Source organism: Streptococcus agalactiae ATCC 13813 (genome assembly GCF_000186445.1).
In the GTDB taxonomy this organism is placed as follows: domain Bacteria; phylum Bacillota; class Bacilli; order Lactobacillales; family Streptococcaceae; genus Streptococcus; species Streptococcus agalactiae.
In genome coordinates, this window is sequence record NZ_GL636070.1 from 1,006,566 (window position 1) to 1,021,816 (window position 15,251).

Here is a 15,251-nt window from a genome sequence, read left to right on the forward strand (position 1 = left end):
CGGTTTTTTATTATTTATTTTTTTGTTTACTTAGGTTTAAGCCAAACGGAACAAAATTTTCTTGCCTTTTTCGAATACGTTTGATATTATCCTGATGTCGGATAATAATCGTGAGAGCCATTAAGATAACCACAGTGGTAAATATCCAGTCGTAGTCCGTTAATATAAAGCCTACTAATGGAAAAATTAAGACACTAAGAATACCTACGACAGCTACTGTAATACTGGATAGGGAAATCATGCTAAAAAGATAAAGCGTTAATAAAAAGATAACTAATAAGTAAAGGAAAAAAGAAGGTGCAAATCCTAGCAAAACCCCAGCGCTTGTAGCAACGGCTTTCCCACCTTTGAATTGTGCAAAAATAGGGAAAGTGTGACCTATAATAGCAAAAAAACCGATAAAAAATGGAGATACTGTCGTTATACCTAATATGATAGGAATAAGTGTTGCTAGAGTCCCTTTTAAAATGTCAATAGTCAAAGTGACAATGCCAGCTTTTACACCTAAAATACGGAAGGTATTCGTGGTGCCAGTATTACCACTACCGTGTTGACGAAGATTGACTTGGTAAAAATATTTACCAATCCAAAGTCCAGTTTGGATAGAGCCTAACAGATAGGCAATGATAATCATAATTATAATATTCATACCCTTATTATAACATAAGCATAAAAGTCTTTTTGCTATTTTTTAAAAAATAATTTTGCAAAAACATCAAAAAACTTGTAATATAAAAAAGATGAAAAAATTTGGAGGTCACTTTGGCTAAACAAGATATAACAGTGACGAATTATGGCGACGATGCTATTCAAGTCTTAGAAGGATTAGATGCTGTTCGTAAGCGTCCAGGGATGTATATCGGTTCCACAGATGGAACTGGTTTACATCATTTAGTGTGGGAAATTGTAGATAATGCAGTTGATGAAGCTCTATCAGGTTTTGGAAATCGCATTGATGTGATTATTAACAAAGATGGGAGTATAACTGTTACAGACCATGGACGTGGTATGCCAACTGGAATGCATGCTATGGGAAAACCTACTGTTGAAGTCATCTTCACGGTGCTTCATGCAGGTGGAAAATTTGGACAAGGTGGTTATAAAACATCAGGAGGTCTCCATGGTGTTGGATCATCTGTAGTTAATGCTTTGTCTTCTTGGTTAGAAGTTGAAATCATTCGCGACGGAGCTATTTACAGACAACGTTTTGAAAATGGTGGTAAGCCCGTTACAACCCTGAAAAAAATCGGCACAGCACCAAAATCAAAATCTGGAACATCTGTCAGCTTTATGCCAGATCAATCAGTATTTTCAACGATAGATTTTAAGTTTAATACAATTGCAGAGCGCTTAAAGGAATCTGCCTTTCTCTTAAAAAATGTTACTTTAACCTTAACAGATAATCGTTCAGAAGAAGCAGAGCATCTAGAATTTCATTATGAAAACGGTGTTCAAGATTTTGTAGAGTATTTAAATGAAGATAAAGAAACGTTGACACCAATCATGTTTTTCGAAGGTGAGGAACAAGAATTTCATATCGAAGTTGCTTTGCAGTATAATGATGGTTTTTCAGATAATATTCTTTCTTTTGTCAATAATGTTCGTACTAAAGATGGTGGAACACATGAAACTGGCTTGAAATCAGCTATTACAAAGTCTATGAATGACTATGCACGTAAAACAGGACTTCTTAAAGAAAAAGATAAAAACCTTGAAGGTTCTGATTATCGTGAGGGGCTATCAGCCATTTTATCTATTCTTGTACCTGAGGAGCACTTGCAATTTGAAGGTCAAACTAAAGATAAACTAGGAAGTCCCTTAGCACGACCAATTGTTGATGGTATTGTTTCTGAAAAGTTAACTTACTTTCTTATGGAAAATGGAGATTTAGCATCTAATTTAATCCGTAAGGCAATAAAAGCACGTGATGCGCGTGAAGCTGCACGTAAAGCACGTGATGAAAGTAGGAATGGGAAAAAGTCGAAAAAAGATAAAGGTCTACTTTCTGGAAAATTAACCCCTGCACAATCAAAAAATGCTAAGAAAAATGAACTCTATTTAGTCGAAGGAGACTCTGCAGGTGGCTCTGCTAAGCAAGGTCGTGATAGAAAGTTTCAAGCTATTTTACCGTTGCGAGGAAAAGTATTGAATACAGCTAAGGCAAAGATGGCTGATATTATAAAAAACGAAGAAATTAATACAATGATCCATACCATTGGTGCAGGTGTTGGTCCTGATTTTAATCTTGACGATATTAATTATGATAAAGTTATCATTATGACCGATGCTGATACTGACGGAGCTCATATTCAAACACTATTATTAACTTTCTTTTATCGCTATATGAGACCTCTTGTTGAAGAGGGACATGTCTATATTGCTTTGCCACCTTTGTATAAAATGTCAAAAGGAAAAGGTAAGAAAGAAATTGTTGAGTACGCTTGGACGGATATAGAGTTAGAAGAATTGCGACAAAAATTTGGTAAAGGCTCACTATTACAACGATATAAAGGGCTTGGGGAAATGAATGCCGATCAATTGTGGGAAACCACTATGAACCCTGAGACAAGGACATTAATTCGTGTAACAATTGAAGATTTAGCAAGAGCAGAACGTCGAGTTAATGTCTTGATGGGTGATAAAGTTCCTCCAAGACGCCAATGGATTGAAGATAATGTCAAGTTTACTTTAGAAGAGAATACAGTATTTTAATAAAGAGCCTTGGTTATTCATGTTTTATAGTGTACAAGTAATATTGTATGCGTTAGACAAGAGAGCCAATCATTCATTTCAAATAAGTGGAAAAATAATACTAAGCCACTCCAACTAGGAGAAAATTAAAAATATGTCTAATATTCAAAATATGTCCCTTGAGGACATTATGGGAGAGCGTTTTGGGCGCTATTCTAAGTATATCATTCAAGAACGGGCGTTGCCGGATATTCGTGATGGCTTAAAACCTGTTCAACGTCGAATCCTTTATTCAATGAATAAAGATGGTAATACTTTTGAAAAGGGATTTCGCAAATCTGCAAAATCAGTCGGTAATGTTATGGGGAATTTCCATCCTCATGGGGATTCCTCTATCTATGACGCGATGGTTCGTATGTCTCAAGATTGGAAAAATCGTGAGACATTGATTGAAATGCACGGAAATAATGGTTCTATGGATGGAGATCCTGCGGCGGCTATGCGTTATACGGAAGCCCGTCTATCAGAAATTGCTGGTTATCTTCTTCAAGATATTGATAAGAATACCGTACCCTTTGCGTGGAATTTTGATGATACAGAGAAAGAACCAACTGTTTTACCAGCTGCCTTTCCCAATCTTTTAGTCAACGGAGCAACAGGAATATCTGCAGGCTATGCGACAGATATTCCACCACATAATTTAGCAGAAGTCATTGATGCTGTCGTGTACATGATTGATCACCCTAAAGCTAAATTAGATAAATTAATGGAATTTCTACCTGGTCCAGATTTTCCAACCGGCGCTATCATTCAAGGAAAAGATGAAATTCGTAAGGCATATGAGACTGGTAAGGGGAGAGTAGCGGTTCGCTCGCGAACTGCTATTGAAACCTTAAAAGGTGGTAAGAAACAAATTATTGTTACTGAAATTCCTTATGAAGTTAATAAGTCAGTTTTAGTAAAACGAATCGATGATGTTCGTGTTAATAATAAAGTTCCAGGAATAGCAGAGGTGCGTGATGAGTCTGATAGAGATGGCCTTCGTATCGCTATTGAGCTCAAAAAAGAAGCCGATGAAACAATTGTCTTAAATTATCTTTTTAAATATACAGACCTACAAGTTAATTATAATTTCAATATGGTTGCTATTGATGACTATACCCCTAAGCAGGTGGGTCTATCAAGAATATTAACTAGCTATATCGCTCACCGAAGAGAAATTATTATTGCTCGTTCAAAATTTGATAAAGAAAAAGCCGAAAAACGTCTCCATATTGTTGAGGGACTGATTAGGGTTCTTTCTATTTTGGATGAAGTGATTGCATTAATTCGTGCTTCTGAGAATAAAGCTGATGCGAAAGAGAATTTGAAGGTCAGCTATGAGTTTTCAGAAGCTCAAGCAGAGGCTATCGTCACATTGCAATTATATCGTCTCACAAATACTGATATTGTGACGTTGAGAGAAGAAGAAGAAGAACTTCGTCAACAAATCACAATGCTCAAGGCAATTATTAGTGATGAACGTACGATGTATAACGTAATGAAACGTGAGTTACGTGAGGTCAAAAAGAAATTTGCCAATACTAGACGTTCTGAACTTCAAGAATTAGCTGAAACTATTGAAATCGATACTGCAAGTTTAATTATCGAAGAGGACACATACGTCAGTGTTACTAGAGGCGGATATGTAAAACGCACCAGCCCTCGCTCTTTCAATGCATCAACTGTTGATGAACTTGGTAAGCGAGAAGATGACGAATTGATATTTGTGAGCAATGCAAAGACTACCCAACATTTATTGATGTTTACTAACCTTGGTAATCTTGCTTATCGTCCAGTTCATGAATTAGCTGATATTCGATGGAAAGACGTTGGTGAACATTTATCACAAAATCTTGTTAACTTTGCTTCAAATGAAGAAATTATTTATGCTGAATTAGTAGATGATTTTACTAAAGAAACTTATTTTGCTGTCACTAGCTTAGGGCAAATAAAGCGTTTTGAACGTCAAGAAATCAGTCCATGGCGGACATATAAGTCAAAAACAGCTAAATATGCTAAGTTAAAAAGTGTAGAGGATTATGTTGTGACTGTTGCCCCTATCCAATTAGAGGATGTTATACTTGTCACTTATAATGGTTATGCGTTGAGATTTAGTATAAATGATGTACCAGTCGTCGGTAGTAAAGCCGCAGGTGTAAAAGCGATGAATTTAAAAGATAGTGATCATATCGTATCTGCATTTATAGCTAACACCACAAGTTTATATTTATTAACTCATAGAGGAAGTCTTAAACGAATGGCCATTGATGTTATCCCCACAACTAGTCGTGCTAATCGAGGACTTCAAGTTCTTCGTGAATTGAAATCCAAACCGCATCGCGTTTTTAAAGCAGGACCTGTATATTTAGAGGATTCATCTTTTGAATTTGATTTATTTAGTTCAGTATCGAATCATGAAGGAGATACTTTCGTACTTGAGATTATGTCTAAAACAGGAAAAGTTTACGATGTTGATTTAAGTCAATGGAGTTTTTCTGAACGTACAAGTAATGGCTCTTTTGTATCTGATAAGATTTCTGACGAAGAAGTATTCTCAGTTAAAATTAAGTAAAACACATTTGTGTTTTTACTAGTTTGGTAATTTATCTGAATTTTACAAATAATATTGAAAAAATAATGATAATAGCGTACAATAGTTAGAAACCCAAAGAAAGAGGTACCTTATGACAGTAAATTTAGATTGGGATAATTTAGGTTTTGCTTACAGAAAATTACCATTCCGATACATTTCGCATTTTAAAGATGGGAAATGGGATGATGGCAAGTTGACAGATGATGCAACGCTACATATTTCAGAAAGTTCTCCTGCCCTCCACTATGGGCAACAAGCTTTTGAAGGATTGAAAGCTTATAGAACTAAAGATGGCTCTATTCAGTTATTTCGTCCAGATCAAAATGCAGAACGACTTCAAAGAACAGCAGATCGTCTTTTAATGCCACATGTTCCGACAGACAGATTTATTGCAGCGGTTAAATCTGTTGTACGCGCTAATGAGGAGTTTGTTCCACCGTATGGTACAGGGGCAACATTATACATTCGTCCCTTATTAATTGGTGTGGGAGATATTATTGGAGTTAAACCTGCTGAAGAATATATTTTTACGGTATTTGCAATGCCAGTAGGTAGTTATTTTAAAGGTGGTTTAACACCAACTAACTTTATTGTTTCCAAAGAATATGATAGAGCAGCACCGAATGGTACAGGAGCTGCAAAAGTTGGTGGTAACTATGCTGCTAGTCTTCTTCCTGGGAAATACGCTCATGAGAAACAATTTTCAGATGTTATCTATCTTGATCCAGCGACACATACTAAAATTGAAGAGGTTGGAGCAGCTAATTTCTTTGGAATTACTAAAGATAATCAGTTTATCACCCCTTTGAGTCCTTCAATTTTACCTTCAATTACTAAATATTCATTGCTTTACCTTGCTAAAGAAAGGTTTGGTATGGAAGCGATTGAAGGAGATGTCTTTGTCGACGAATTAGATAAATTCACAGAAGCTGGCGCATGTGGTACAGCCGCAGTTATTTCACCAATTGGAGGAATTCAAAACGGAGATGACTTCCATGTCTTCTACAGTGAGACAGAAGTTGGTCCAGCGACACGTAAACTATATGATGAGTTAGTAGGGATCCAGTTTGGTGATGTTGAAGCACCAGAAGGGTGGATTTATAAAGTAGATTAAGTCTATACTAAAAGCTTGCTCTTGCAAGCTTTTAGTATTTTGTGTACAATAAAAAACAATAAAAAGAGATATTGGAGTTAATAGTGAGTAAAAAAGATAAGAAAATTGAAATTCAAATTTCAGACGCTCAAGTAACAGTTAATGGAACTAAGGTTGATGGATACCAACTCGTTATTGGAAAAAAAGTTGTAGGTCAAATTGCAGAACTAGATTCTAAATTTGCTGTGATTAAAGGTGAGCAAGTGAGTGGATTCTATAAAAATTTAGATCAAGCTATGGGAAATATTATTGAAGAATATAATCTTAATCGCTAATATTTATTTAAAAAGCTTGCGTGCTAACAACATCTGTGGTAGAATAGTCAGTGTTGTTACGGAAAGATAGCGAAGAGGCTAAACGCGGCGGACTGTAAATCCGCTCCTTCGGGTTCGGGGGTTCGAATCCCTCTCTTTCCATTATTTGGGGTATAGCCAAGCGGTAAGGCAAGGGACTTTGACTCCCTCATGCGTTGGTTCGAATCCAGCTACCCCAGTCAAAGGTATCAAACTTTTGTTTGACACCGTCAAAGAGATATTTGTTGTCCTTGCGGGTTACCTTGAGAAAATATATTGTTATCAAAAGCTAGCTCGGCTAGCTTTTGTTGGAGGATTTTTTAGAATGAATGAATTTGAAGATTTGCTAAACAGTGTTAGCGAAGTGAATCCTGGTGACGTTGTCACTGCGGAAGTTTTAACAGTTGATAACGGTCAAGCAAACGTTGTTATCGATGGTACTGGTGTTGAAGGTGTCTTGACACTTCGTGAATTGACTAACGATCGTGATGCTGATATCAATGATTTTGTTAAAGCTGGCGACACAGTTGAAGTACTTGTTCTTCGTCAAGTTGTAGGTAAAGATACTGATACAGTAACTTTCCTTGTATCTAAAAAACGCTTGGAAGCTCGTAAAGCATGGGACAAACTTGTTGGTCGTGAAGGTGAAGTTGTTACTGTTAAAGGTACACGTGCTGTTAAAGGCGGACTTTCAGTTGAATTTGAAGGACTTCGTGGTTTCATCCCAGCTTCAATGATTGATACTCGTTTTGTACGTAACACTGAAAAATTTGTTGGACAAGAATTTGATGCTAAAATCAAAGAAGTTGATGCAGCAGAAAATCGCTTCATCCTTTCACGTCGTGAAGTTGTTGAAGAATCAGCAGCTGCAGCACGTAAAGAAGTTTTCTCAAACATTGAAGTAGGTTCAGTTGTAACTGGTAAAGTTGCTCGTTTAACAAGCTTTGGTGCTTTCATTGACCTTGGTGGTGTTGATGGACTTGTACACGTAACTGAATTATCACATGAGCGCAATGTTTCACCTAAATCAGTTGTAACTGTTGGTGAAGAAGTTGAAGTTAAAGTACTTTCAATTGATGAAGAAGCTGGTCGTGTATCACTTTCACTTAAAGCAACTACACCTGGCCCATGGGATGGCGTTGAACAAAAACTTGCTGCTGGTGATGTTATTGAAGGTAAAGTAAAACGCTTGACTGACTTTGGTGCTTTTGTTGAAGTGTTACCTGGCATTGATGGACTTGTACACATTTCACAAATTTCACACAAACGTGTTGAAAATCCTAAAGACGTATTATCTGCAGGACAAGAAGTTACTGTTAAAGTTCTTGAAGTTAATTCAGATGCAGAACGTGTCTCACTTTCAATGAAAGCTCTTGAAGAGCGTCCAGCGCAAGCAGAAGGTGAAAAAGAAGAAAAACGTCAATCACGTCCACGTCGTCCACGTCGTCAAGAAAAACGCGACTACGAGCTTCCAGAAACACAAACTGGATTCTCTATGGCTGACTTATTCGGTGATATTGAATTATAATAATTAAAAGACTTGCTTTAGCAAGTCTTTTTGTTTTTGTTGATAAAGTATGCTATAATGTAACATGTACTACCATCTTTAGTGTAATGGATATCACACAAGATTCCGGTTCTTGGGATAGGGGTTCGATTCCCTTAAGATGGATAATAGATGCTCCATAAAGCTTTATGTTATAGGCTTTATATTAGTTTATCTCCAATCTTGCCTCACAAACTGATTCTCCTCATTTCTGATAAGTAAAACCAGGGTTGACAAATAAGGAAGAATTAGTTTGAAATCTGTGTAAGTTAGTATCATAATTAGTTAGTATGACCATTAAGGGGCTAAGTTAAGGTACTAAGATTAAACCATTGTGTAATAAAATATTTCTAATAAGTAATTAAGGTATTAATAAAAAGGCGTTAATGCCTTTTTATTTTAAACCATGCTGTTGTTTGTTAGTGAGTTTATCATTTTCAAATGTAAGGTTAATTCCCGGATCACTGTCTGACGACTGGATGCCACTAATCCATGCAGCCTGTAGTTCCTCTTTATCTGAAGAAACTGCTTGAGAAATATCATCCGGTTCTCCTAGAAGTTCTTTTACTTTATTGTATGACATGCCATTTTTTAAACTATTATAATCTTTTGTTGTGATGTTGGCATCACGAATAAACTTAAAATTACTAATTGAACGAACAATGCTACTATCGTTTAATAATTGTATAGTGATGGAGATATCATCGACATTCCAACGATAGCCTTTAAGAGTGACATTTCCCGCTGGTGTATCAAATTTTTCATTTGGTTCGCCACCAAATAATTGTTTTAATTCAGCGAGACTAGTGCCTCCTTTAAAGTTATTTGCTTTAACCCCTAACTTTACTTTATTAAATTTCAAACGTAATTCTTCGTGGTCAGCTTTGATATTTTTATGTTGTGATACATTTGATTTTGAAGTAGAGGTTTGCTGAGTATTTGAAGAAGAGCATGCTGTTAAACCCAAAAATGAGAGACAGACAATCGTTCCAACAGTTATTTTTTTAACGGTATCATAATTATTTATCCTAAATTCTATTTTTAAATATTATAACATAATTATTTTGGGTTTACTTTCCTTATCCTCATTTCAATATTAAGCCTGCAACTAAAGGACTGACAATAACATAGCAAATTCCTGTGATACCAATTGCTAGTCCAGCCATGGCGCCTTGAACTTGGCCATATTTTAAGGCTTGTCCAGTTCCTATAGCATGCCCAGTTCCTCCTAGCGCGAGCCCTATAGCAACAGGATCTTCTATCCTTAATAATTTTAGAAAAATAGGACCCAAAACGCTTGTTAAGATGCCTGTAATAACAACTACGACCAGAGTGATAGTAGCTAATCCACCTGCTTTACTTGTAATTCCAACGGCCATAGCTGTAGTTACGGACTTTGGCAAAAGTGAGATTGCTAAGAAATATTTCATACCAAAAAACTTAGCAACTATTGCGGTAAAAACTGTGTTGATAACAGAAGCTAAGATGATGCTAATGCTAATACTTTTAATGTGATGCTTCATTAAATGAAAGGTTCTATAGAGAGGAATAGCCAATACAACCGTTGAAGGCGTAATTAACATCGTTAGAAATGAACCGCCATTGTAGTAATCTTTATAGGAGATATGTGTTAATTTTAAAAAAGCAATTAATAAAATAGTCGCCAAAAGAAGTGGAGTTGTTGCAGGGGAAGGATATTTTCTAAAAATCCTTATGCCAATATAATACGCCCATACGGTTAACATAATACCAAAGATAGGGTTATTCGTTAAAGTTGCCATTTTTACCTCCAATTTCTGGATAATCTCCTTCATATCTCTTTTTGATCCATTGGGATACCAGTCCAATAGTTAGAATATTGAGAAATAGCGCTCCTAAGATAATGATAGCTATCCCAAAAAGATAGGGCTTTATGTCTTGAAAGTGCTCCATCAGTCCAACTGCTGGTGGTAAAAATAAAATGGTCATATTTGCTAATAGAAAATTCCCCACGGCATCAATATGCCTGAGCCTGATGATTTTGTATTTTAACGCTAGGAATAGTAATATTAATCCAATAATACTACCTGGTACAGGTAAGTTGAATATAGTAGATAGAACCTCACCAGCGAATGAAAAGGTTAAAATAACCATTAATTGAACGTATAATTTCATGAAAAACTCCTTCCATTATAGTCTACTACTCTGAAAGTAATTTTCAAGGCTATGAAACGTTTACATAAAAACAAATTAAAAAGACCGAGATCCTTCTCAATCTTTTTAATTTATTTTTGTAAGCTATTTTTATCAAGAGTAACTGATTAAATAGTATATTAATCAAGGGAAGTGATTTGATATCGTCTCGTTTTATACGGACTTGACTTGGCAGTTATTTGATGGTAGATTAAGAACCATTTTTCATTACGGCGCCAAATACTAGTATGTCGTTTACCTTCCAATTCATAAGACACAAGTTTTGTTTTTTGACTAATTGATTTTACATTGAAATATTTAAAGTTGCTTGCCAATGAATGATTTGTAGCATTAGTGAGCATGTCAGAAGTGATAATATTTCCCTTTTCATTAATCATATAAAAGTCAGGACTAATAAAGGTCTCATAACTGGGAATTTTTGCTAGGATGATTTTTTCGTTTTTGTATAATTTTTGGTAAACATTATCGAAAATTTCGTCTTCTGGGATAGAAGCGGGTTCTACATGAATATCTATGTCATATATAGAAAATTTATCACTGAGTAGTTTTTCCACTCTTTCGGTAATGGCATGACTTTCAAAGACTGAGAGATCAGGGTTCATTTCGAGAACAATATCAAGGTAAATATTACTACCGTAAGTACGTCCACGTTGAGATTTTACAGCGGATATTTTAGGAATTGTTAATATAGCTTTTTCGTATTGTTTTAATTGATAATCATCGAAACCATCCGATAGGCTGAAAGCAGATTCTATAAAAATATCATAAGCTGTTTTAAGAATAAAATAAGTAATAATGATAGCAGCTAAACGATCAATAATAGGAAAATTTAGAGAAGCCGCAATGATAGCAATAGATGTGCCGATAGATGTCACAGCATCAGAAAGGTTATCTTTAGAAGCTGCAACCAGAGCGCTAGACTTTACTCTTTGAGATAATTGTTTATTATAGAAATAAACGCCAAGCATAACAAGAGCAGATATAGCACCTACTATAGCACCTAGAGGATCAATGTTAGTATCAGTATTATTAATAATCTTAGTGACAGTTTGAATAAAAACTTGAATACCTACGACAAACATGATAAAAGAGGTAATCAGGCTTGCTAAATCTTCAATTTTCCAGTGACCAAAACGATGGTTTGAGTCGGCTGGTTGACTAGCCAAGTGTAAACCAATTAAGAGTGCTACATTTCCTAAGATATCAGATAAGTTATTAAATCCATCTGCTACAAGTGAAGTAGCATCAAACCAATAACCTGCAGCTAATTTAGCGACTGCCAGTGTTATATAGGCAATGATACTAATAATAGGCCCTCTTTTTGCAAGTTGTAAGTTTTCAGTAGAAGTTGCCATTTTCCTAATTTCCTTTCATTTACACATTATATCACTTAGGAGCAGACTATAAAACTAGTAAGTTCAAGGCTTAGTGATATTTTTAGTCTCTGAAAAATATTTTTGTGTTTCTTTAACAATAATTGGTGACAAAACTAGGAGAGCTATTAGATTTGGTAAAGCCATTAAACCATTAACGATATCAGCGATAACCCAAATAAGATCGAGCTGTAAGAAACCACCTAAGCCAACCATAATGACAAAAATAATACGATAAGCGTTAATAAATTTAGTGCCAAATAGATATTCAAAGCAACGCTCTCCGTAGTAGCTCCATCCTAAAATAGTAGTAAAAGCAAATAAGACAAGGCAGAAGGTTAGGGCAAAACTACCTAGTGAGCCAAATACGGTATTAAAAGATGCTTGTGTTAACGGAGCACCCTGTAAATCAAATTCTAGCCATTTTCCTGTAACTAAAATTGCAATCCCTGTCAAAGTACAAATAACAATAGTGTCAATGAAGGTTCCTGTCATTGAAATAAGGCCTTGTTCAACAGGTTCTTTTGTTTTAGCTGCTGCTGCGGCTATTGGAGCAGAACCCAATCCAGATTCATTTGAAAAAACTCCTCTAGCAATTCCCTTTTGAATTGCTTCTTTAACGATAGCTCCAGAAAAACCACCAATGGCTGCTGTCCCAGAAAAAGCACCGCTAAAGATGAGTTGGAAAGTATGTGGAATCTTATTGTAATTAACTGCAATAATAATCAGAGCTGCTAAAATATAGCTTGTAGCCATAAAAGGCACTATTTTTTCTGAAACTTTTGAAATAGATTTTATACCTCCAAATATAATAAATAATACTATAACAGCAAGAATGAGGCTGGTAAATCTAGTTGATATTTTGAAAGTATGCTCAAGAGAAGAGGCGATTGCATTGACTTGAGTGAATGTCCCTATTCCTAAAAGAGCTACTAAGATACCTGCAGCAGAAAAAAAGACTGCTAATGGTTTCCATTTTTGTCCCATTCCATTGACAATGTAGTACATTGGTCCTCCAGAAATTTCTCCATTAGTATCTTTTGTGCGATATTTGATAGCTAATAATCCTTCTGCGTATTTTGTTGCCATTCCAAAAAAGGCGGCTACCCACATCCAAAACAAAGCTCCTGGTCCTCCAGATTTAATAGCCGTAGCCACACCAACGATATTACCTGTCCCTACCGTTGCAGCAAGAGCAGTTGCAAGAGCAGCATAACTTGAAATATCCCCTTGTCCGTTATCTTCTCGGAAAATCAATTTGAAAGCTCTAGAAAGTTGTCTCAATTGAACAAAACCTAAGCGAAATGATAGGTAAATACCTGTTCCGACTAATAAAGCAAGTAAAGGTGGACCCCAAACGAAGCTATTGATATGAGTAAAAAGTGTTAGCATATGTTCTCCTTTGATACATGACATACCTATGGATTCTGTAATGAAACGAAAAAAGTTATCTCTAAAAGAGATAACTTCTGAAAGATGCTAGCTAAAAAGCGCACAAATAAAGGTAGTAGTAAACTTAATAAGCTTACTACTCATTATTAATATTGGCTTTTAGCTTCTGTCCTTTTGCCTGAGAGATTGGAGGAGTTGTTTTACTCTTCTTGCCCCTTCGGCGCCTAGAGCACATCTTGGTGTCAATACAAAGATGTTGCTACTTATAGGTCTCTCCAGAAGTCCGTCTGTCAATCAGTCCTGTCTTAAGACACCTGAGAGTGTAATTCCTTCGGCGAAAGTCTAACTTTCTTCTCCTGAATGACGTCATTCGGTATATTTTATTATGTTAACTATCATAATGAAAAAGCATAGTTTTGTCAATATAGTTTCAAAAAAGTCTTGTTTTCTAAAATGTCTTATGCTATAATTCTTTCAGCGTAGGTTTTTAAACTCATCCCGTGAGGTGAGAAAAACATCAGGAAAAAAATAAAGCCTATGACTATATTGCTATAGAAAGTGGGCTTTTTTGTATGCCCAAGAGGACTAGTTTAGATATGACTTTAAATGCTAAAGGTGAAAGTAATCAAATTCTAGTAGATAAGGAAGTACATTCTACTAACTTATTACTAGATATCGATGAAAAACCAGAATTATTTCAAGGTTTGCTGTTAAGTTTTCAACATGTTTTTGCCATGTTTGGAGCTACGATATTAGTTCCGCTTATTTTAGGGATGCCCGTATCAGTGGCTTTATTTGCTTCTGGTTGCGGAACGCTCATTTATCAAGTTGCGACAAAATTTAAAGTCCCTGTTTACCTAGGCTCATCATTTGCTTATATTACAGCTATGGCATTAGCCATGAAACAAATGCATGGCGATATTTCGGCTGCTCAAACAGGTATTCTTTTTGTAGGTCTAATCTATGTCGTTGTGGCGACGGTTATTAAGTTCGTAGGAAATTCATGGGTTGATAAGATTTTGCCACCAATAATCATTGGACCTATGATTATTGTTATTGGTTTAGGTTTGGCAAACTCTGCTGTAACTAATGCAGGTTTTGTCGCTAAAGGTGATTGGCGTAAAATGCTAGTTGCTGTTGTTACATTCTTGATTGCAGCTTTTATCAATACTAAAGGGAAAGGTTTTATCAAGATTATTCCATTTTTATTTGCAATTATTGGAGGCTATATTTTATCAATCATTCTTGGCTTGGTAGATTTATCTCCAGTTGAAAAAGCTGCCTGGTTTGAATTGCCAAAATTCTATTTACCGTTTAAGACAGGTTTATTTCACAGTTATAAACTTTACTTTGGACCAGAAATGCTTGCAATTCTTCCAATCTCAATTGTAACGATTGCTGAAAATATCGGTGATCATACAGTTTTAGGTCAGATTTGTGGGCGTAACTTTCTAAAAAAACCAGGTTTAAATCGTCTTTTAATTGGAGATGGTTTAGCAACCGCATTTTCTGCTCTTATAGGAGGACCAGCTGAAACTACTTATGGTGAAAATACAGGTATTATTGGTATGACGCGTATAGCTTCTGTAACGGTTATTCGTAATGCAGCTTTTATTGCAATTGCTTTTTCATTCTTTGGTAAATTTACAGCTTTGATCTCTACAATTCCTAGTGCAGTACTTGGTGGAATGGCTATATTACTTTATGGTGTTATTTCAAGTAATGGATTAAAAGTGTTGATTGAAAATCGTGTCAATTTTGCTGAGGTTCGTAATCTGATTATTGCTAGTTCCATGTTAGTTTTAGGCCTTGGTGGAGCAGTCCTTGATCTAGGTGCTCTAACTTTATCAGGAACAGCATTAAGTGCTATAGTGGGTATTATATTAAATTTAATATTGCCAAAAGAAAGAATGAAATCATAACAAAAGAGCTCAGAGTATCTGAGCTCTTTTGTTATGATAGATCAGTTAAAAAG

Annotated in this window: 12 protein-coding genes, 3 tRNA genes and 1 riboswitch; of the genes, 9 read left to right on the forward strand and 6 right to left on the reverse strand. The window is 35.7% G+C overall.

Features of this window, described 5'->3' with window-relative positions:
• Positions 1–10: 10 nt before the first annotated feature.
• A complete protein-coding gene (plsY, locus tag HMPREF9171_RS108325; protein ID WP_001872236.1) occupies positions 11–649 on the reverse strand; it encodes a glycerol-3-phosphate 1-O-acyltransferase PlsY in 639 nt (212 codons plus the stop codon).
• Positions 650–762: 113 nt separating this feature from the next.
• Here plsY and parE point away from each other — a divergent pair, with 113 nt between their 5' ends.
• The 8 genes from parE (at position 763) to HMPREF9171_RS108285 (ending at position 8,444) form a co-directional block, all read left to right on the forward strand.
• Positions 763–2,712: a DNA topoisomerase IV subunit B gene (gene parE / locus HMPREF9171_RS108320; RefSeq protein ID WP_001118435.1), complete on the forward strand. Its 1,950-nt coding sequence runs from the start codon at positions 763–765 to the stop codon at positions 2,710–2,712.
• A gap of 133 nt (positions 2,713–2,845) precedes the next feature.
• Positions 2,846–5,305, forward strand: a complete 2,460-nt coding sequence (gene parC / locus HMPREF9171_RS108315) for a DNA topoisomerase IV subunit A (protein ID WP_000065539.1) — start codon at positions 2,846–2,848, stop codon at positions 5,303–5,305.
• A 112-nt stretch (positions 5,306–5,417) separates the two neighbouring features.
• A complete protein-coding gene (locus HMPREF9171_RS108310; RefSeq protein WP_000217787.1) occupies positions 5,418–6,440 on the forward strand; it encodes a branched-chain amino acid aminotransferase in 1,023 nt (340 codons plus the stop codon).
• An 83-nt stretch (positions 6,441–6,523) separates the two neighbouring features.
• A complete protein-coding gene (locus tag HMPREF9171_RS108305) occupies positions 6,524–6,754 on the forward strand; it encodes a DUF2969 domain-containing protein (protein WP_000037100.1) in 231 nt (76 codons plus the stop codon).
• A 60-nt stretch (positions 6,755–6,814) separates the two neighbouring features.
• Positions 6,815–6,895: transfer RNA gene (locus tag HMPREF9171_RS108300), tRNA-Tyr, on the forward strand.
• Positions 6,896–6,900: 5 nt separating this feature from the next.
• Positions 6,901–6,972, forward strand: a tRNA-Gln gene (locus HMPREF9171_RS108295).
• A gap of 125 nt (positions 6,973–7,097) precedes the next feature.
• On the forward strand, positions 7,098–8,300 hold the full coding sequence (gene rpsA, locus HMPREF9171_RS108290; RefSeq protein WP_001001614.1) for a 30S ribosomal protein S1: 1,203 nt from the start codon (positions 7,098–7,100) through the stop codon (positions 8,298–8,300).
• Between the two features lie 72 nt (positions 8,301–8,372).
• A tRNA-Arg gene (locus HMPREF9171_RS108285) sits at positions 8,373–8,444 on the forward strand.
• Between the two features lie 268 nt (positions 8,445–8,712).
• Here the strand turns inward: HMPREF9171_RS108285 and HMPREF9171_RS108280 are convergent.
• The 5 genes from HMPREF9171_RS108280 to HMPREF9171_RS108260 all read right to left on the reverse strand — a co-directional run bounded on the left by HMPREF9171_RS108280 (position 8,713) and on the right by HMPREF9171_RS108260 (position 13,276).
• Positions 8,713–9,345: a DUF3862 domain-containing protein gene (locus HMPREF9171_RS108280; RefSeq protein WP_029731721.1), complete on the reverse strand. Its 633-nt coding sequence runs from the start codon at positions 9,343–9,345 to the stop codon at positions 8,713–8,715.
• A gap of 58 nt (positions 9,346–9,403) precedes the next feature.
• A complete protein-coding gene (locus HMPREF9171_RS108275; protein WP_000224249.1) occupies positions 9,404–10,099 on the reverse strand; it encodes an LrgB family protein in 696 nt (231 codons plus the stop codon).
• Positions 10,080–10,472, reverse strand: a complete 393-nt coding sequence (locus tag HMPREF9171_RS108270; protein WP_000781331.1) for a CidA/LrgA family protein — start codon at positions 10,470–10,472, stop codon at positions 10,080–10,082. The genes HMPREF9171_RS108275 and HMPREF9171_RS108270 overlap by 20 nt, the downstream gene beginning before the upstream one ends.
• A gap of 158 nt (positions 10,473–10,630) precedes the next feature.
• Complete coding sequence (locus tag HMPREF9171_RS108265) at positions 10,631–11,866, reverse strand: cation diffusion facilitator family transporter (RefSeq protein ID WP_000235897.1); 1,236 nt, start codon at positions 11,864–11,866, stop codon at positions 10,631–10,633.
• A 63-nt stretch (positions 11,867–11,929) separates the two neighbouring features.
• Entirely contained in the window at positions 11,930–13,276 is a 1,347-nt protein-coding gene (locus HMPREF9171_RS108260) for an alanine/glycine:cation symporter family protein (protein WP_000956727.1), read from the reverse strand.
• A 156-nt stretch (positions 13,277–13,432) separates the two neighbouring features.
• Positions 13,433–13,565: riboswitch (glycine riboswitch) on the reverse strand.
• Positions 13,566–13,872: 307 nt separating this feature from the next.
• Here HMPREF9171_RS108260 and HMPREF9171_RS108255 point away from each other — a divergent pair.
• Positions 13,873–15,198 carry a uracil-xanthine permease family protein gene (locus HMPREF9171_RS108255; RefSeq protein WP_000174078.1) on the forward strand — a complete coding sequence of 442 codons (1,326 nt, stop codon included), beginning with the start codon at positions 13,873–13,875 and terminating at the stop codon, positions 15,196–15,198.
• The last annotated feature ends 53 nt before the right edge of the window (positions 15,199–15,251 follow it).